This window comes from Roseiarcus fermentans, from assembly GCF_003315135.1.
GTDB lineage: Bacteria > Pseudomonadota > Alphaproteobacteria > Rhizobiales > Beijerinckiaceae > Roseiarcus > Roseiarcus fermentans.
The window spans coordinates 127,238-145,924 of sequence record NZ_QNRK01000016.1 but is presented as its reverse complement, the minus strand read 5'-3'; the positions used below and the strand labels follow the sequence as shown (position 1 = coordinate 145,924).

The 18,687-nt window shown below is 67.0% G+C and carries 16 protein-coding genes and 1 other RNA gene; 7 read left to right on the top strand and 10 right to left on the bottom strand.

Annotated features, from left to right (window positions below; translation table 11 throughout):
* Window positions 1-136: 136 nt before the first annotated feature.
* The 5 genes from DFR50_RS15685 to ffs all read right to left on the bottom strand — a co-directional run bounded on the left by DFR50_RS15685 (window position 137) and on the right by ffs (window position 4,561).
* Entirely contained in the window at window positions 137-1,543 is a 1,407-nt protein-coding gene (locus DFR50_RS15685) for a cytochrome P450 (protein WP_113890220.1), read from the bottom strand.
* Between the two features lie 121 nt (window positions 1,544-1,664).
* A complete protein-coding gene (gene recR / locus DFR50_RS15680; RefSeq protein ID WP_113890219.1) occupies window positions 1,665-2,270 on the bottom strand; it encodes a recombination mediator RecR in 606 nt (201 codons plus the stop codon).
* Window positions 2,271-2,278: 8 nt separating this feature from the next.
* A complete protein-coding gene (locus DFR50_RS15675; RefSeq protein WP_113890227.1) occupies window positions 2,279-2,590 on the bottom strand; it encodes a YbaB/EbfC family nucleoid-associated protein in 312 nt (103 codons plus the stop codon).
* Window positions 2,591-2,615: 25 nt separating this feature from the next.
* Window positions 2,616-4,382: a DNA polymerase III subunit gamma/tau gene (locus DFR50_RS15670; RefSeq protein ID WP_113890218.1), complete on the bottom strand. Its 1,767-nt coding sequence runs from the start codon at window positions 4,380-4,382 to the stop codon at window positions 2,616-2,618.
* Between the two features lie 82 nt (window positions 4,383-4,464).
* Window positions 4,465-4,561: signal recognition particle sRNA small type (gene ffs, locus DFR50_RS15665), an RNA gene on the bottom strand.
* A 502-nt stretch (window positions 4,562-5,063) separates the two neighbouring features.
* On the opposite strand from ffs, the gene DFR50_RS15660 reads away from it, so the two are divergent.
* From DFR50_RS15660 to DFR50_RS15635, 3 genes are all read left to right on the top strand, one after another.
* Window positions 5,064-6,566, top strand: a complete 1,503-nt coding sequence (locus DFR50_RS15660) for an HlyD family secretion protein (RefSeq protein WP_113890217.1) — start codon at window positions 5,064-5,066, stop codon at window positions 6,564-6,566.
* 53 nt (window positions 6,567-6,619) lie between these two features.
* Window positions 6,620-8,170, top strand: coding sequence for a DHA2 family efflux MFS transporter permease subunit (locus tag DFR50_RS15655; RefSeq protein WP_210208917.1), 1,551 nt, complete (start codon window positions 6,620-6,622; stop codon window positions 8,168-8,170).
* 1,180 nt (window positions 8,171-9,350) lie between these two features.
* The gene (locus DFR50_RS15635) at window positions 9,351-10,838 is read left to right on the top strand and encodes a radical SAM protein (RefSeq protein ID WP_210208916.1); all 1,488 of its coding nucleotides are present in this window, start codon (window positions 9,351-9,353) and stop codon (window positions 10,836-10,838) included.
* A gap of 44 nt (window positions 10,839-10,882) precedes the next feature.
* Here DFR50_RS15635 and DFR50_RS15630 read toward each other — a convergent pair whose 3' ends face one another.
* Entirely contained in the window at window positions 10,883-11,662 is a 780-nt protein-coding gene (locus DFR50_RS15630; RefSeq protein ID WP_113890211.1) for a DUF6065 family protein, read from the bottom strand.
* Between the two features lie 38 nt (window positions 11,663-11,700).
* Between DFR50_RS15630 and DFR50_RS15625 the strand changes: the two genes are divergently transcribed.
* Window positions 11,701-12,486, top strand: a complete 786-nt coding sequence (locus DFR50_RS15625; RefSeq protein ID WP_113890210.1) for a CPBP family intramembrane glutamic endopeptidase — start codon at window positions 11,701-11,703, stop codon at window positions 12,484-12,486.
* Window positions 12,487-12,501: 15 nt separating this feature from the next.
* On the opposite strand, the gene DFR50_RS15620 is transcribed toward DFR50_RS15625, so the two are convergent.
* Window positions 12,502-13,164, bottom strand: coding sequence for a 2OG-Fe(II) oxygenase (locus tag DFR50_RS15620; protein ID WP_147262783.1), 663 nt, complete (start codon window positions 13,162-13,164; stop codon window positions 12,502-12,504).
* Window positions 13,165-14,542: 1,378 nt separating this feature from the next.
* Here DFR50_RS15620 and DFR50_RS15615 point away from each other — a divergent pair.
* The 3 genes from DFR50_RS15615 to DFR50_RS15605 all read left to right on the top strand — a co-directional run bounded on the left by DFR50_RS15615 (window position 14,543) and on the right by DFR50_RS15605 (window position 17,085).
* Window positions 14,543-15,163, top strand: a complete 621-nt coding sequence (locus tag DFR50_RS15615; RefSeq protein ID WP_113890208.1) for a LysE family translocator — start codon at window positions 14,543-14,545, stop codon at window positions 15,161-15,163.
* 285 nt (window positions 15,164-15,448) lie between these two features.
* Complete coding sequence (locus DFR50_RS15610) at window positions 15,449-16,360, top strand: GNAT family N-acetyltransferase (protein WP_245427821.1); 912 nt, start codon at window positions 15,449-15,451, stop codon at window positions 16,358-16,360.
* Window positions 16,357-17,085, top strand: a complete 729-nt coding sequence (locus tag DFR50_RS15605) for a cytochrome c biogenesis CcdA family protein (RefSeq protein WP_113890207.1) — start codon at window positions 16,357-16,359, stop codon at window positions 17,083-17,085. Before DFR50_RS15610 ends, DFR50_RS15605 begins: the two co-directional genes overlap by 4 nt.
* Window positions 17,086-17,101: 16 nt before the next feature.
* Here the strand turns inward: DFR50_RS15605 and DFR50_RS15600 are convergent, their stop codons facing one another.
* From DFR50_RS15600 to DFR50_RS15590, 3 genes are all read right to left on the bottom strand, one after another.
* On the bottom strand, window positions 17,102-17,494 hold the full coding sequence (locus tag DFR50_RS15600) for a hypothetical protein (RefSeq protein WP_113890206.1): 393 nt from the start codon (window positions 17,492-17,494) through the stop codon (window positions 17,102-17,104).
* A 66-nt stretch (window positions 17,495-17,560) separates the two neighbouring features.
* Window positions 17,561-17,770 carry a hypothetical protein gene (locus DFR50_RS15595; RefSeq protein WP_113890205.1) on the bottom strand — a complete coding sequence of 70 codons (210 nt, stop codon included), beginning with the start codon at window positions 17,768-17,770 and terminating at the stop codon, window positions 17,561-17,563.
* 43 nt (window positions 17,771-17,813) lie between these two features.
* Window positions 17,814-18,578 carry a hypothetical protein gene (locus DFR50_RS15590; protein WP_147262782.1) on the bottom strand — a complete coding sequence of 255 codons (765 nt, stop codon included), beginning with the start codon at window positions 18,576-18,578 and terminating at the stop codon, window positions 17,814-17,816.
* Between the last annotated feature and the right edge of the window lie 109 nt (window positions 18,579-18,687).

The window sequence follows — 18,687 nt, the reverse complement described above, 5'->3', positions numbered from 1 at the left end:
GCAGGGAGGAGCCGCTCAGGAAGTTCCCGAAACCGAACCCCGCCCGCCACCGCGTCTCCGCAGCGCCGTCGTCGTCCAGTGGCAGCGATATAGGGGGATCGATTTTGCCTGTCAACGCCGCGTCACGAAAAAACTCTCAGCTGCGGGTTTCGAATTTCGAGTCGCGCCGTCGCACATGCATCTTCAAGCCCCCGCGCGGCCGCAGGGTGATGCGCTGCAGGGGCTCCGCGCGCTGACCCTCCACGAGCTCGAAACGAAACGACCGCAACAGGTTAGCGAGGATGACGACCCCCTCCTGGAGGGAGAACGGCATGCCGATGCAGACGCGCGGGCCGGCGCCGAACGGGATGTAGGCGAAGCGGTCGATCCGCTCCCGCGCGGGGCCGAGAAAGCGTGACGGATCAAAGGCGTCCGGGTTTATCCACAGGTTTGGCCGCCGATGCAGCACATAGGGCGCGATCGACACCACGGTTCCCGCCGGAATCCGCACGCCGAGGATTTCGTCGTCGGCGATCGCCTGGCGGCTGAGGGCGGCGGCGGGCGGATAGAGCCGCAGCGCCTCCTCGAACACGGCGCGAAGGACCGCGCAGTCCTCGAAGGTCGACGGCCGCGCCGGATCGAAGGCGCGATCCGCCTCCCCCTCGGCGCGGGCGCGCCAGTCCCGCGCCTGCGACAGCAGGTACAGCGTCCAGGTCAGCCCGTTGGCGGTCGTCTCGTGGCCGGCGAAGATGAAGGTGACGATGTTGGCGCGAATGTCCGCGTCGGGCAGGCCGCGGCCGGTCTCCGGATCCCTGGCGGCGAGCAGCAGCGTCAGGATGTCCCGCGGCGCCTCGTCGCCGCGATCGAGCAGCCGCTTGCGGCCCTCGACGATGGCGTCGACCGCCTCGTCGAGGAATTTCAGCGCCGGGCGGCCACGCAGCCGGCCGAGGCGGGGCAGAAAGTCCGGCGCGCCGAGGAGATCGAGCGGATCGAGGCGGCCGAAGCTGTCGAAATAGGCGTTGACCGCGCGCTGGAATGCGCTCGGATCGCGGCCGAGCCCCTGCGAGAACAGCGTCTGCTCGAGCGCCTCGAGCGCCATGCGCGAGGTGAGTTCGCCGACGTCGGCGACCGCGCCGTCGCGACGGCGCCGGAGCCGCTCGACGGTCGCCGCCGCGATGCGCTGCATCGCCGGAGCGAAGTCCGCCACCGTGCGGGGCGAGAACAGCGGCGCCAGGGACCGGCGCTGCAGGCGCCAGGAGTCGCCCTCCGCCGTCACCAGGCCGTTGCCGAGGCCCGGGCGCAGGATTCTGAGCTGCAGGTCGTCCTTGCGGTAGTTGGCGACGTTGTCGAGGAAGACCCGCCGGACCGCGGCCGGGTCGTGCGCGGCCGCGCGCAGCCCGAGGACGGTGCGGCCGATCAAAATCGGCTGCTCGAAATGCGCCCGGCCCCAGATCTCGAGCGGATTGCGGCGCAGCGTCAGGATCGTCGACAGCGCGCCGCGCGGGGTTTCGGTCCGTCGCGGATAGGGGGGCGTGAAGAGCCCGGGGGAAGCCGCCGTCGCCATCAGGAACCGCCTTTGCCTCAACGATGTCGGACAATGTTAGACCCTGCCCGGCGGGCGCGACAGTGGCGAAAGCCGGTCGATTTCGGGCCTTCGATCGCGCAGCCGCCCCATGTCGGTCGTTCTAGAACGCCGTCCGCTGCCGCATCGCCGCCGCGATCGTGCCGTCGTCGAGATAGTCGAGTTCGCCGCCGACCGGCACGCCGTGGGCGAGCCGCGTCACCTTGACGGCGTAGTCGGCGAGACAGTCTGTGAGGTAGTGCGCGGTCGTCTGGCCGTCGACGGTCGCGTTGACGGCGAGGATGACCTCGCTCACCCCGCCGGCCGCCACCCGGTCGACGAGCGGCTGAATGGCCAGATCGCCGGGCCCGACCCCGTCGAGCGGCGACAGGACGCCGCCGAGCACGTGATAGCGCGCCCGGATCGCGCCGGCGCGCTCGAGCGCCCACAGGTCGCCGACCGATTCCACCACCACGATCGTCGCGGCGTCGCGCCCCGGATCGGCGCACACCGTGCACGGATCGCGGGTGTCGATGTTGCCGCACGTCGAGCAGGCGACGATCCGCTCGTCGGCGACGCGCAGCGCCTCGGCGAGCGGCTGCATCAGCGTCTCGCGCTTGCGGATGAGATGCAGCGCGGCCCGGCGCGCCGAGCGCGGCCCGAGGCCCGGCAGGCGCGCGAGCAACTGAATCAGCCGCTCGATCTCCGGCCCGGCGACGGTCGAGGCCATCGCGGCGCCTAGAACGGCAGCTTCATGCCGGGCGGCAGGGGCAGGCCGGCGGTCAGCGCCTGCATCTTCTCGGCCGCCGCCTGTTCGGCCTTGCCCTTGGCGTCGGCGCAGGCGGCGACGATCAGGTCCTCGAGCATCTCCTTGTCGGATGGCGTCAAGAGCGACGGATCGATGGCGAGGCTCTTCAGGTCGCCCTTGCCCGACATCGTCGCCCGGACCATTCCGCCGCCCGATTCGCCCTGCACCTCGACGCGCTGAAGTTCGTCCTGCGTCTCCTGCAGCTTGGCCTGCATGGCCTGCGCCTTCTTCATCATTCCCATGAAATCCACGGGCGTCTCTCCTCGTTCACAGATCGTCGTCGAATGGGGCCTCGGAATCGGCGTAGCCGACGTCGTCGTCGGCGAGCGGCTCGGGCGGGGGCGGCGGCGGGGCGGAATCGGCGGCGCGCACCTCGACGATGCGGGCGCCCTTGAATCGCTCGAGCACCTTGCGCACCACCGGGTTCTGCGCCGCGTCGCTGGTCCGGTCGGCCTCGCGCCTGGCCGCCGTCTCGCGCAGCGTCGGCGCGGTCGCGCCCTGGACGAGCGCCACCATCCACCGCTCGCCCGTCCAGTCGGCGAGGCGCTTGGCGAGCGTCTGGGCGAGCGCGGGCGAAGCGCCCTCGACCAGCGACACGGTGATGCGCCCGGGCTCGAACCGGTCGAGCCGGATGTCGCGCTCGAGCGCGTGGACGAGCTGGATGTCGCGCCGCGCGCGGGCGAGCGCCACGACGTCCTCGAAGCGCGCCAGTTTCACCGCGGGCGCCGGCGCGGGCGGCGCATGCGAAGGCGGAGCGGCCTGCGAGGCCGGAACGGCGACCAGGGCCGCGCGCGGGCCGCCCGTCGGCGTCGGCTGCGGAACGTGGCGGGGGGCGCCCTCGGCGCTGTCGGCGAGCTTGCGCAGCGCGTCCTCGGGGCTCGGCAGGTCGGTGGCGAAGGCGAGGCGGATCAGCGCCATCTCGGCGGAGGCGAGCGGACGCGGGCTGTCCTTCACGTCGTCGACGCCCTTGATCAGAATCGCCCAGGCGCGCGTCAGCGCCCCCATCCCGAGCTTGCCGGCGAAATCCCGGGCGCGGGCGCGCTCGGCCTCGCCGATCGCCGCGTCGTCGGGCGCGTCGGGCGCGATTTTGATGCGCGTGACGGTATGGCAGAACTCGGCGACCTCGATCAGGATGTCGGCCGGGTCGGCGCCGGCGCGGTAGAGCCCGCGCATGAGGTCGAGCGCCGCGGCGATCTCGCCCTTCATCGTCCGCTCGAACAGATCGACGATCTCGCCCTTGTCGGAGAGGCCGAGCATGTCGCGCACCGCGACCGCCGTCACCCCCTGCCCGCCGCCATAGGCGATGCCCTGGTCGAGCAGCGACAGCGCGTCGCGCACCGACCCTTCCGCGACCCGGGCGATCAACTGAAGCGCGGCGGTCTCCGCCGCCACGCCCTCGGCGGCGGCGATGCGCGCGAGGTGCTCGACCATCAGGCCCGGCTCGATCCGCTTGAGGTCGAAGCGGATGCAGCGCGAGCGCACGGTGATCGGCACCTTGTCGATCTCGGTGGTGGCGAACAGAAACTTGACGTGCTCCGGCGGCTCCTCGAGCGTCTTCAAAAGGCCGTTGAAGGCCTGTTTCGACAGCATGTGCACTTCGTCGATGATGTAGACCTTCGTCCGCGCCGACACCGGCCAGTAGCGGGCGTTCTCGATGATCTCGCGCACGTCGTCGATGCCGGTGTGCGAGGCCGCGTCCATCTCGATCACGTCGACGTGGCGCGAATCCATGATCGCCTGGCAGTGGACGCCGAGCTCGGGCATGTCGACGCTCGGCCGCTCGACCTTGCCGGGCACGGAATAGTTGAAGGCGCGGGCGAGAATGCGCGCGGTGGTGGTCTTGCCGGTGCCGCGCACGCCGGTGAAGATATAGGCCTGATGGATGCGGCCGGAGGCGAAGGAATTGGCGAGCGTCCGGACCATCGGCTCCTGGCCGATCAGGTCGTCGAACCGCTGCGGGCGGTACTTTCGCGCCAGCACCCGATAGGGCGCCGGCGCGGCCTCGGGCGCGGCGGGAAACAGGGAGTCGCTCATCGCCCGTCTCGCAACTCCCCGCTATGGCTCGATGGGGTGAACGCTGTCCGCGGCGGCGCGCCATCGGCGGCCAAGAAGCGAAGGTGGAAGGTTGGACAAAGACCCGCCCTGTCTCGTTAGGGCTGCTTCCTTCCGGACCTGACCCGATTGGCGAGCGGTACGTCCTTCGCCAACCTTCCGGTTCCCCATGTGGACCATCGGGCCGCAAATCGCAAGGGCGGGACGGCGGGAAACCCGGCTGCGCTTCCGCCGCCCTGATCCGCGCGTCCGCGTAAAGGCGGTCCGGAACCTTCGGCTCGGCCTGGATTTCCTCGTCCGGACTCCATGGTCTCGAGGACTTGCGGGCGGCGCGGCGGCGAAAACGACGCGTGACCCGAGGTGCGCCGGTTCGGCGCTCGCCAGCCTCGTCGCGTGCGGCGGAAGCCGGCGCGCCAGCGGACGAGCCGGCCCTGACCACGCGGGGCTGGCCCGAAGCAAGCCTCGGTCGCGCTGAATTGGACGTCGCCGCAGCGTGTAGCGCACGACAAGACACGCCCTCGATGGATTTAGTGTGGTCTTGACTGGGCTGTTGTCGTGGCGGTCCGCCTCGCCTATAGTTACAAGTCTTCTAGACACGATTTTTCTGGCTCATCACGGAAACGGAACGCCGCGCTGTCGATCGTCGATGGCAGGAGTCTCGATATGAGCGAGCAAAACCACGAGAAGATCGCAGGGGCCCGAGTCGACGCCGCGGAGTCGACGCCGTCCTCGCCAGCGCCGCCCGTCCCCGCAGAGAAGCCGAAGTCCACGCGGCGGCGAAAAATCCTGCTTGCCGCGATCGGCGCCCTGATCCTGGCCGGCGCCGTGTGGTTCGGCGTTCCCTGGGTTCAGACGGCGCTCGCCACGGTCTCGACGGACGACGCCTACGTCAACGGTCACGTGACCTTCGTGGCCGCGCGCGTGCGAGGCCAGGTGGCGCGCGTCCTCGTCGACGACAACAACCGGGTGCGCAAGGGAGACCTTCTGGTCGGACTGGACAAGGAGCCCTTCCAGATCGCGGTCGCGATCAAAAAAGCGGCTGTCGATACGGCGACGGCGGACCTGCAGGTGGCGAAGGCCAAGGTGCGCGGCCTCGAAGCGGAGGCCAACAGCCGGCGCTGGACGTTGCAGCACGCCTTCGAGGATGTGGACAACCAGGTCGCCCTGCTTCGCGCCAGGGTTGCGGATGTCGATAAGAGCAAAGCCCAGCTCGCGCTGGCTCAGGTCGACTTCGACCGGGCCGCGAAGCTGGTGGCGACGGGCGATACGCCGAGGTCGGAGTACGACCGGCGGCAGGCCGCCCTGTTGGCGGCGCGCGCGGACGTGACCGCGGCGCTCGCCGATGTCCGTCAGATCCGCGCCTCCCTGGGATTGCCGGCGCAATCCGACGGCGAAGATCTCGGCCGGGTTCCGCCCAATCTCGATCAAACCTTTTCGTCGGTGCTCCAGGCGCAGGCGGGCGTGATCCAGAGCGCGGCCCAGCTCGGCGTCATCCATTCGTTCGAGGAGACGCCGAAGCAGATGCTCGACGGGTTCGAGAAAGAAGGCGACATCAATAGCGTCTTTACTCGGCTGGCGGCGGACGCGCCGGACGTCAAGCAGGCCGAGGCCAGGCTCGAGGTCGCCAGGCGCGATCTCGCCCAGGCCGAACTCGACCTCGACTATTGTGACGTCGTCGCCGAGATCGATGGCGTCATCACGCGCCGGAACGTCAATCCGGGCGACAATGTGCAGGTCGGCCAGAGTCTCATGGCGATCCGATCGCTCGATGAAATCTGGATCGACGCCAATTTCAAGGAGACGCAGCTCGGCGACCTGCGGATCGGCCAGCCTGTCGATCTCCACGTCGACATGTACGGCGGGCGGCACGTGTTCAAGGGGCGCATTTCCGGCTTTACCGAGGGAACCGGATCGACCCTGGCGCTGCTGCCGGCGGAAAACGCCACGGGCAACTTCGTCAAGGTGGTGCAGCGACTGCCGGTTCGCATCGATCTCGAGAACTACGATCCGGACAAGAACCCGCTGTTCATCGGCACGTCGGTCGTTCCGTACGTTTACTTCAAAGAGCCGCCTGCCGGGCCCGACGCCGGCAAGTACTTGCAGGCCTCAATGCCCGACTCCCAGGCGGGCGGTTCGATCGCGAACCCGCCGGGCGCGCCAAAGTGACGGCCGCGGCGCTTTCGCCCGCCCCGCCACGTGTTGCGCGAAACCCGTGGCTGGTGGCCGCCATCGTCGTCGTGCCGACGTTCATGGAGGTCCTCGACACCACCATCGCGGTGGTGGCGCTGCGCTACATCGCCGGCGGCCTGTCGGCCGCAGTCGACGACAGTGAATGGGTTCTCACCAGCTACCTCGCCGCCAACGCGATCATTCTGCCGATTACCGGCTGGTTGAGCGCTCACCTCGGTCGCCGCAATTACTTCCTGGCGTCGATCGCGATCTTCACCCTCAGTTCCTTGCTGTGCGGACTGGCTGGCAATCTGGGTCAGCTGATCCTGTTCCGCGTGATCCAGGGTTTGGCCGGCGGCGGTCTGCAACCCAGCAGCCAGGGGGTGTTGCTGGACGCCTTCCCGCGCGAAAGGCAAGGCGTAGCCATGACGCTGTTCGGCTTTGCTGCGCTGCTCGCGCCGGTGGTCGGTCCGACCTTGGGCGGCTGGATAACGGACTCCTACTCGTGGCGCTGGGTGTTCTTGATCAACGTGCCCGTCGGAATTTTCGCGCTGGGCGGGTGTTATGCCCTGCTTCGCGATCCGGATTATCTTGTCGCCGAGCGGGCGGAGTTGAGAAAGCAGCCCTTCCATTTCGATTCGATCGGTTTGTCGCTGCTCGTCATCGTCATGGTCTCCTGGGAGGTGATGCTCAGCAAGGGCCAGGAGTGGGATTGGCTGGGCGACCCGTTCTGGCGGGTCCAGACGTTGGCCATTCTCGTTGCGGCGGGCCTGGCCGCATTGATTGTCTGGGAGTTGCGTCACCGTAACCCCGTGGTCAATTTCCGCGTGTTGGGCGAGCGCAACTTCGCGGCGTGCTGTCTCATCATTTTTTGCGCCTATCTCGCACTCTATGCCGCAAGCACTTCTCTCCCCGGTCTGCTTCAGTCGCTGTTTGGTTATGACGCGCTGAGCTCTGGATTGGTGATGTCGCCTGCCGGACTCGCCGCCGTTCTGGCCATGCCGATCGTCGGTCGCCTGCTCGGCCAGCAGATGGACGCGCGATGGTTGATCGCTGTTGGCCTGCTGATCATGACCGCCGGAAACTATTGGATGTCCCAGCTCAACCTCGACATCAGCCCAGGTCAGGTCGTCTGGCCCCGGGTGCTCGTGGTGGCGGGATTGGCGGTCTGTTTTGCGCCTGCGAACGTAGCGGCCTACCTCTATACGCCATTGGCGTTGCGCGGGGCCGCCGTCGGCTTGTTGAGCCTGCTGCGCAACGAGGGAGGAAGCGTCGGGACGTCGCTGGCGCAAACCTTCCAGGAGCGGCGCGATCAGTTTCACGCCCTGCGGCTCGGCGAGTCGCTCGATCCTTTCAATCCGGCGGTGGCTGCCTTCCTCGGGCGGGCGGAGGGAGCTTTCCTGCAGCAAACCGGCGATCCGGTTGCGGCCCAACAGTTGGCTTGGCAGGCGCTGGAGAATTTGCGCCAGCAGCAGGCGTCTTCGCTCGCTTATTTCGACACCTTCTGGATGATGGCCGCGCTGACCTTCGCAGTCGCGTTCGCTGTCTTGTTTATGAAGCGTTCCGTGGCCGAGAAGGGCAGTCATGTGGGTTCCGAATGATGGATTGCGCTCCGCGAGGACGGGGCGCCGCCCCTCCCAAGGCGCCCCCGTCCGGTTCCTTGCGGACAACCACCTCGGGAGTTCCTTCGGATCTGGTTCGAGGGCGGCAAGCGGGCGCCGAAGGGCGGGAACTGGCGGGATAGCGGGTGCAGACGCTGGACCCGGCACATGCGGAGTCCGCCGATCTGGACCTCCAAGGCTGCCTCGGACGCCTTCAGCCAGAGGAACAACGCCGCCTTCCCGACCAAGATGTTACGCTTTCAATATCGGGTAAATTGCAGGCACGGTGTCTTGTTCCTCTTCCTCCATGGCTTCAGCATCTTCCACACAAGCACCGCTCGCATTACGGCGGCCGATTCCTGTGCGCCCGAGCGCCGCGGGACGAAGATTTAGTTTTCGAAGAGAACGAACTATGGCAAGCTTGTCTTTCAATATCGCATAGCGGTGCGGTGCGCAGATTTCAAGAATTACATGATCTTGCTACGTTAATGGCGTTCTAGGTCTCTCGATCTCAACGGACATGGCTCTAAGGCGCCGGATTGGCGCGGAGCACGAATGTCATGGCTCGAACCGATCTATTGATCCTGCACTACGACGACTTTTCCACTCGAATCGAGGCGTTGTTCGAACGTCTGCGCGACTCGCGCGCCGCACAGGAGTTGTTCATCCGCAATCCGACGCTTGTCCTGGTTGACGGCGTCATAGGCAAAGACTTGCCATCCCCCGCGGTCATCGATCAGGGCAATCGATTATTTTACGCACTGCTGAGCAGCCGTGGGTTTCTCGAGTGGGCGTCCCGATATCAGCATGATCTGCATCAATCTGTACGTCGAGTCTATCGCGGGCGCGATCCAGCGGAGGCGCGCAAATTTCTTCTCCAGGTCGTCGACCAGAACAAGCTTAAGATTGATTTTGCCGAAGCAATAAAAGATTTCGGCGATGCTGAATTGCTGTATGCAATGCTTCTCAACGAGACCAGGTTTCCGACCGAGAGGTCTGTTCAGCAAACGACGGTCCCGTCTGAGCCTCGCCTTCCCGAGTTCTGGAGTCCCGTCCTCATATCGATCCTTGTCGTGGCGGTTGCCGTCGAGACCTTCGTCTTCGTCGACTCGGTCGCCCTGGTCACCGGGCCGCAACCGCCCGGACCGCCGCCGGTCTGCCCTCCGCCGCCGCCGCCAGTGTGCCCGTCGCCGCCGCCGGTCTGCCCACCGTCGCCGCCGCCCGGCTGCCCTCCACCGCCGCCCGGCTGCCCTCCGCCGCCGCCTGTGTGTCCGCCGCCCCCCGGGTGCCCTCCGCCGCCCGGATGTCCATCCCCTCCGGGATGCCCTTCTCCACCGCCGGCGTGTCCGTCGCCGCCGCCGGTCTGCCCGCCTTCGCCGCCGCCCGGCTGTCCCGCGCCGCCGCCCGGATGTCCGTCGCCGCCGGTGTGCCCGTCGCCGCCGCCCGCCTGTCCGCCTCCGGTCTGCCTGGCGCCGGACGCGGAGGATTCTTTCTTCGGGTTGAGCCGGTTCGATCTGCAACGCTTTGCGCAAGCGCTCGCGGCGGAAATGGTGGTCCATGCCGGACGGCTTCGCGACACCGGCGCCCTGAGATCGCCTGGACCCATCGACGAATGGACGCCCTGATGTTCGAGGCGATCCCCGCGCACCATACGCTGTCGCTGCTGCTCACGTTCGGATGCACGGCCGCCTGCAAGCATTGCGGAACGTTCAGCAATCCGGGGGCGCATACGTCGCTCGACCGGGACCTGATGCTGTCGGCGATCGATCAGGCGGTCGAAAGCGGGTACCTGGTCGTCGTCTTCACCGGGGGCGAGCCGACGTTGCGGCTTGCCGAGCTCCTGTGCGCCATCGAACGGGCTTCCTCGGCCGGACTCGTGACGCGAGTGGTCACCAACGCGTGGTGGGCCGCAGACGGGAACGCAGCGTTCGAAATGGCCGCGTCGCTCGTAGCGGCGGGGCTGGCGGAGATCAATTTCAGCACCGGCGACGAGCACGCCCGATATGTTCCTGTCGAGAACATCCTCAGGGCGTGCCTCGGGGCGTGCAAGGCGGGATTTCGTACAATTTGCGTCATGGTCGAGACGGTGCGCGGGCGCAGCGTCACCGCGGCCACGCTCACCGACAGCCCGGCGTTCAAGGACATGGTCGGCCAGTTTCCGGACGCCCGGATTCATGTCCTCGAGAGCCCATGGATGCCGACGTCGCCGTCAAACCACGCCGCCTATCCTGACGGGATGGCGGCCAATCGGGACAATCTCGCCAGACGCGGCGGATGCAACAGCTGTCTGACCACGACGACCGTTCAGGCGGACGGGCGCATCTCGGCGTGTTGCGGGTTGGGAATACGAAGCGTGCCGGAACTGCAGGTCGGGCACATACGCACGACAACATTGAGACAGGCGGACGAAGAAGCCGCCAACGACTTCCTGAAGCGCTGGATCCGCGTCGAGGGTCCGGAACGCATCCTGGCCTGGGCCGCGACGCACGACGAGCGGATCGAGTGGGAAAACCTGTATGCCCACAGATGCCAGGCGTGCCTTCGACTGTACAAGGACGAGAGGGTGAGAAACGTCATCAGGCAGCGCCATACCGAAAAGCTGGCGGACGTGTTGCTCGCGGAGTGGCTCCTTTTCCGCTACGACGCCCGCGTGGCGGAGGAGGCGTAGTCGGCGATCGGGTCCGGCGTCGCGTCGATTATGCGATCCTTTCGTCACCTCCCGGGCGGGCCCGCCGGTTCGGCGAACTCCGCCAGCGCCAGTTGGGTGCGGTGTTCGCCGGGCCCGGCGATCACGTCCGAACCCGCGTGCGGCGCGCCCCCGTTGAAGTAGTATCGCTGCCATCCCAGACGCACGGCGGCGGGCTCGCGGTTGCGAAGTCGCTCATTGAAGGACCGGCAGCTCTCGCTCCAGAGATGAAAATTCTTGTGAAGCTCGGGCTCGCTGTCGATATTCCGGATTCTCGGGACCAGGCTCTCCAAGCGACCGAGATCTTGAGGAACGACCATGCAAATCGGTTCGTCGCGGGCGAACTCGACCCAGACGTCCGCTCTCGTGAATTTCCAGTTCATCGAAACCGCAGCGACGGACCAGTCCGTCTCGACGACCGCTTCCAGAGCCGCAATCGCATCTTTCGGCATATTGGCCGGCCCGCGGAACAGGAGCGACGTCCCCGGGGCGGTGCGAAACAGGAAAGGGATCAGGAAAGTCAGGATGCCTTCGCCAAAATGGCTTGTCGCCGCGTGCGGCGGCGCGCCCGTGGGCTCGACGAGAACGGCCGAGGGGTCCGCGCCGCCCGACCATCTCGCCCGGAGCGGTCGGTCGTTGAGAACGACCCAGCCGGCCTGATTGGCGATCCTCATCGGCAGGCAACGGTTTGCAAAACCGCTTCTGGTCCGGTTCAGCCAGTCGCGATGCTGGGGGGCCGCCGCCAACCGCATCTCGAATCGATATCCAAGCCGAAACGCGGTAATCTCGCTGCTGGAATCGCTCATGGGAAGAACGCCTCTTGCTGCGGTGGAGATCGAACTCCGTGGACTTTCGGGCTGAATTCGGGGCGTTGTTCGCCATGGGGCTGTTCGGCTCCGTGTGCGCGACGCCTTACATGTTGAGCCTTGTTGCATCGTCTGGCCGCAATCGCGCAGTCGGAACCCGTGGACTGGTCATCGCCCATCTCGGGCAAAGCGCCCTCTTCCTCGCGGTTGCGATCAGCGTGGGAATCTGGGCGGCGCATTCCGTCGGGCTCGGCGCCCCGTTTTCGGGAGGCTTTCTGAATCAGGCGGAGGGCTCTTTTCCGATCGCGTCGGCGCTGATCGTCGCGTGTGTCTGGGGCCTCGTCGCTGCGGGCGTGGTTATTGCCGGCGACGTCATGTTGTTTGCCTCCCGCCTGCCGCAGCGCGGGCAGGACCTGGCGTCTCGCATTCCTCTCTGGCGGGCGCTGCTCGCCAGTGTCTACGGGGGCGTCAACGAGGAGATTTATGCCCGCCTGTTCGTCTTCTCGGTGGCCGCGTGGCTGTTGGCCAAAACCTCGACCTCGGCGGCCGCGCCGACCGTGCTCCAGCTCTGGCTGGCGAACGCGATCGCCGCCCTCATTTTCGCCATTGGGCATTTGCCGTTGACCAAGGTCGCAATGGGACTGAATTTTGTTACGGTGGCGCGCGCGCTGGCGCTCAACGGGATTCCCGGACTGATTTTTGGCTGGCTATATTGGCGTTATGGTCTCTGGGCGTCAATGATCGGCCACTTCGTCGCAGATCTGTGCATCCAATCCGGGGGGTTTCTTTCCAGGCGTGTCTCGGCGTCGCCTGCTCTGCATTAGCCTTCCAATCCCGCCCTACCGCAGATGTCCGGTGAGGCAGAGGCGACCGGCGAGCGGATTCATGGTTCCCTGCACCACCGGCACCATGTGAGGCAGGCGGTCATCGAAGAGAACGAGTTGATTGAACCGCGCCGGAAAGACCTCGAAAAAGCCATGCCACGCGTTGTTGCGACGCGGCTCGAGCTCCTCGAAGACGCCGGAGCGCGCGACGCACGTCTCACCCCCGGTAAATCTGTCGACGTCACGCGTGAGAGAGAAGACGTACGCATACGTGCCGTTGCAGCTGTCGTTATGCACCTCGTGGCGCATCCCGTTGAGGTGCAACGACATCCACGGATGGAGGGCGGTCATGTCCTGCAACTCCGTCGCGCAGAAGTCGCGGAGGCGTTGCAGGAAATCGTCGACCAGCTCCCGGCCCAGAACCTTGGCGGGGTCGGTCCTGAGGTAGCAGTAGACATTCGGCATGTACCAGAAGTCCCAGCATTGATGGGGACCGCTGAACGTGTGCGATTTCGGGTTGCCCATGAAGTCTTCGAATTTCGCCCGCGCCTGGTCAGCTCTCGGCCAGAAGTCCGGAACGAGCCTGGTGCGAAACGACGGTGAACGATAGTCTTGCATTTCACGCCGGACTCTCGGGTTGCCGATCGCGCCATCGCGAACCTGACCGAAGACGCGCACAAGGGGTTTGCGCTCCGCGCAGCGGGGCGAAGACGTCGCCCACGAGCCGTCGCGCCTCCCCGGTGTTCATCGACAGCCTTGGGGTATGAAGACCGCCGGTTCAGGCTCGCCGGTGCCTCCCGAGTTTATTTCGCTGCAGGGTCGCGGGGACGAGTCGGGGACACATACGCCGCTGGGATCGATGGTCGATCCGCCGTAGCAGTGATAGACATAGGTGACGCCATAGGCCGACCCGTCCGTTATGCACGCGGGTCCGTTGACCCCGCCGCAGGACGCGGTGCAATAGGCCGGAACGCCGTTCGGATGGAACCCGCTCTGACATCCGGACGTCGCGGTGCAGACAGGCTGTCCTTCCGTTCCGCATGAAACGCAGGTTCCGGATTTCGGATCGACGCCGCCGACCTGACATCCGGAGGGGCAAGCGTTCTGACCCAACGCGCCGCAGGCCGTGGACAGTGCGCAGTTGGGACCCCACGGAAGGGAAATCGTTGCGGCAGCGCCGTTCCCGGAATAGGCGAGGTCGACTGCAAAGATCGTGAAACTGGCCTCGGCGCTCGGCTGACATCCGAAGTATGAATATCTCCAGGTGACCGCAGGACTGATAACTCCGAGACTGCAGGCCGCGCCATTTGTTATCGTTGCATTTCCATATCGATTGGGACCGATGACTGAGAGTTGCGCGCAGGGATTGTAATGGCTGAATCCGGTCCCGGTAATCGAGAGCGTTTGGCCGCCGGCATTGTTGACGGTGATGGCGGGGTGCAAATTGGGATTCTGAGGGCACGCAGCCGCCATGAGCACCACGCTGACGGCGGATATAAAAGAGACGATTCGTGGAACAGGGCGCTCTCGCGTTCGATTTGCAAGCATCGAAAATCCCCTGAGCAAAATCGATTTTTAAAGAAAGCAGAACACGACAGTGTTTACTGTAGGGCGCGAATTATCTTAGCATTTTGTTAACATAAAAACTAAGTATTGTCAAATCAGACGGTTGACTGTACCCGGCAGCGTTCGTCGCAAGCTTCGCCGATTGCCGGCGCCTCGCAGGCGGACCAGAATAACGTGGCTCTCTCCTCCTGGGCCTGAGGTTAGAATCACCTGGGGCCGTTCTTCGATTGCGTCGAGGCGCGGTTTCCGGCGCCCGCTCAACGCCTTCGCCGCCCAGGCGCGGAAGGGGTGATTCGCGTTCCGCCCGCTCGCCTTGGAAACCTGCCCCGGGGCGCGGCGGCCGCTCAAGCCGCGCTCGGTGAGCGCGGCGGAAGCGATCGGCAAGGAGGCATTTTCGGAAGCCCGCTCGGCGCCACGCGCGCCGGCGGCCGCTTGCCAAATCCGCGGAAGTCGGGATCACTCCATCTGACTTGTCGCCGGGAGGGAGCTCATGAATTTTCAACTCTTCGCCGCATTCGTCCTCATCACGACGATCCTCATCCTCACGCCGGGACCGATCGTCACCCTGATTATCTCGACGGGCGCGTCGCAAGGCATCCGGGCGGCGCTCGCCACCGCGGCCGGGACCACCCTGGGCAATGCGATCCTGCTCTCGGCCATCGCCTTCGGCCTGAGCTGGGTTCTCGCCAACGCCGTCGTCCTGTTCGAAGCGCTGCGCTGGACGGGCGCGCTTTATCTCGTCTATCTGGGGGTCAGCGCGTGGCGCAACGCAAAGACTGCGACCGAGCAGCCGGCGCCGCCGAAGCATCACGTCCATTTCGCGCGAGGCCTGCTGGTTGCGCTGACGAACCCGAAGACGATCGTTTTCTTCACCGCGTTCCTGCCGCAGTTCGTCGATCCGACATTGCCCGCCGGACCGCAGCTCGGCCTGATGTGCGCCGTTTCGGTCCTGTTCGCCGGCCTGTCGGATTCCGCCTACGCCGTCGCATCCGGCTACGGGCGCGCCTGGTTTCAGAAGCCGGGCCGTACGAAATGGCTGGGGCGCGCTTCCGGCAGCGTGCTGATCGCCGGCGGAATCTGGCTCTCCTTCACGCGCCGCCCGACCTTGTAATCCGCGCACGCGGCGCGCTCGCGGTTCCATTGCGACGCGCCCCGGGAGCCAGCCAGGAAGCCGGCCTCGCCAGTCTCCGGCGTATCGACGCCGAGGACCGAAGGGGCGGGCGGGTCGCGGCTCGCCTCCTGCGCGACGGCCGGGGATGTCCGTCGTGACGGCCGTTCAGGAGCGCCGCGATGCGACGAGAACCGCCTGGAACGGCGCCGACCCGCCGGGTCTTTGACGCAACCCGCGAATTCCTGAAGGGTGCCCGCGCCGAGACGGGCGTAGACGGGGGCGCGCATGGAGCGCATCAGAATTCGGCAGGCCGCGGCGAGCGATGCGCGGGACATCGCCCTCGTTCATTGCGCCAGCTGGCGCGACGCCTATGCGAACATTCACGAACCCGGCTATCTGGAAGGGTCCATCGAGGCGGAACGGCAGAGCTTCTGGTCCGACCGATTCGCCAGCCCCGATCCCTCCCGCACCGTCTTCGTAGCCGTCGCTCCATCAGCAGCGGTCCACGGCTTCATTTGCGTCTACCGAGACCTGGATGCGGAGTGGGGCAGCCTGATCGACAATCTCCACGTCTTGCCGACGCTGCGCAGTCGAGGTCTCGGCGAGCGCCTGCTGCGCACAGCCGCGCGCTTTCTTTCCGATGAGGCGACATCAAGCGGCCTGCATCTCTGGGTGTTCGAGGCCAACGAAGCGGCGGTGAGATTCTACCGCCGTCTCGGAGGCGACGTTGTCGAGCGCGGCGTCTCGCGCATCCGGCGACGAAGGGCACGCCGATCCTTCGCGTCTCCTGGAAACAGGCGTCCACGCTCTCGGACAGACGCCGGGCGCTTCACGGACATTCGGCCGCTCATGCGGGTCCAGCCTTCCTACACGCTTCGCGTCGACCTGGAGCGCGCTGCAATTGAGTGGAACCGTGAGAACGCCGAAAACGCCGTCATGGCGAGCGAAACGTGGCGATCCAGGAGCCGCAAACGCCATCGCTGGGGCTCTGGATCGCCGCGCCGCTTAGCGGCTCGCGATGACGTCCAAGGAGGCGGTTCGAGCGCGCAGGGACGGCGCGGCCGACGACCGGTCATGACCGATTGCGGCGCAGGGCGCGGCGCACGCCCGCCCGCAAGAGCGGCCTCGACGCCTCCTGCGTCGGGGTCGGCGGCGTTTGACCCGTCGCGTCGGAAGGGCCATGAAAGAGACCCATGACCGACGTCTCCATTCCCGCGGCTTTCGGCGCAGGCCTGCTGTCCTTCGCCAGCCCCTGCGTGCTGCCGCTCGCCGCGCCGTATCTCTGCTATCTCGCCGGGGCGAGCGTCGAATCGCTGGCGCAGGGGGGCGAGGCCCGCGCGCGGCGCGACGTTCTGGTGACCGCGCTCTTGTTCGTGGCCGGCTTCTCCACCGTGTTCGTCGCCTTCGGCGCGACCGCCTCGGCGCTGGGCAGCCTGTTCCGGCAATGGAGCCACGTGCTGTCGATCGCCGCCGGGATCGGCGTGATCCTGATGGGGCTGCACTTTCTCGGCGCGTTCCGGATCGGGGCGATGCTGCGCGAGGCGCGCGTCACGATCGACAAGCCGGCGGGCCCGTGGAGCGCCTATCTGATGGGAATGGCCTTCGCGCTCGGCTGGACGCCGTGCATCGGCCCGATCCTCGCCACCATTCTCGCGGTCGCCGGCAGCCGGGAGACGGTCGCGGCCGGCGCCGGCCTGCTCGCCGTCTACAGCCTCGGGCTCGGCCTGCCGTTCATCGCCGCCGCCGCCGCGATCGGGCCGTTCATGCGCGCTTCCGGCGCGGTCAAGAAGCGCTTCGGCGCGATCGAGAAAGCGGTCGGCGTCCTCCTGGTCGGAACCGGCGTCCTGTTTCTGACCGGCGGCTTCCAGTCGATGTCGCTGTGGCTGATCGAGACCTTTCCGCAGTTCGGCCAAGTGGGCTGAGGCGGGCGCCCTCCCCTCAGGGGCGTTCGGTCCGGCTTCGCCACGTCAGCACGCGACCCGGCGCGTCGATCGGCGGGCGCTCGTCGGCGACGAGACCGAGCGAGTCGATGGCCGCGTCGCGTTGCGTTTGCGCGAGCGCGAGCGCGCGCTCCAGTTGCTCGGTGCTCGACTTGCTGCTGCCCATGAGCACGATCCCGCCGATCAGCAGCGCGAGCGCGACCAGCGTCAGCGCCGGCGTGAAGGCGACGAGGCCGAGGATCAGCGCGACGAGCAGGAGCGGACCGGCGACGGCCGCGGCGCCGCCCGCGGTCATCAGCCGGCGGCTGCGCGCGATCGCCTCGCGCAACTCGTCGATGGCGCTTTCCAGCGCCTCGATCCGCTCGCCGGGATGAAAATCCGAATCGGTCATGGGGGCGCTTCGCTCCCGGTTGCGGGCCGCGCCGGGCCGTCCGGCGCGCCTTCGTCCTCGGTGAGGCTACTGCTCGTGCATCTGGCGCACGTGCTCGGCCCCGGCGCGGGCGCGGTGATGGACCTGAGCGCGCCGATTGCGCATCTCGCTGCGGTAGGAGCGCGTCGGCTGATGCGCATCGTGCGGATGCGCGCCCGGTTCGGTCTGCGCGACAGCGGCGAGCGGCGTCGCGGCGACGAGCGCGGCGAACGAAGCGGCGGCGAAAATCCTGAGCATGGCTCTCCCTCTTCCTGGCCCCGACCGGGCGGGCCGCATGGTCTTACCCCAGGAGCGGGCGCCCCGTCACGCCGCCGCGCGGATCGAGGAGGTCGACGGCGAGATCGTCGATCTCGATCCACACCAGCGTCGGGAACGGCACGACCGTCTTCCACGGCCCGAGGCGCGGAAAGACCTTTCGGCGCGTGGTGAAGCGGAGGCCGCCGACGACCTCGCTCGCGAGGCAAAGGTTGGCGCCCGTCGCCCAGGAGCCGATCGCTTCGGCGGTATAGTCGTGCCGGACGAGGCGGCGGCGGGCGTCGAGATGAAAGCTCTGGCGCGCGCAATGGGTCGGAACTTCGGGCGCGAAGCGGACGTCGAGCCGGAGGGCGCCGTTGTCCTCGCCGACCGCGGTCGGCGCGACGCCCGGACGCTCCAGAATGAAGGGAAACGCGAGATAGTTCCAGAGCGCCGCGCCGGCGAAGGTCAAAATGTCGAGCTTGTCCCAGTAGACCTGATTGAGCGGACCGCGGAAATGGCTGCGCGGGTCGCGCCGCTCGGCCACGACCGTCCCCCGGTCGTCGCGGATCGCGGCGAGCGCCGGCGTCCAGTCGCCGCGCCAGCCCGGACGCACGAAGTCGCCGAGCGAGACCGCGACCGCGTGCGGGCGCACCTCGATCGCGAGGCGCTTCAGCGCGTTCGGCTGGCAGCGCGACCGAAAGGCGAGCCCGCCCGAGGACAGTTTCGCGCGGATCGCGGCGACGCGCCGCCACCGCTCGCGGCCGCCGTGCGCGTCGATGGTTTCGTCGAGAAGCTCGTTCGGAGTCATCGCCGGATCCTCGTCGGGCGGCGTTGAGATGGACAACCGGGTGACCACCTCGCCTTTCCGTTATCTTGAACCGTCTCACTCATTGACCACTGGCCCACAAGCGTCTCAT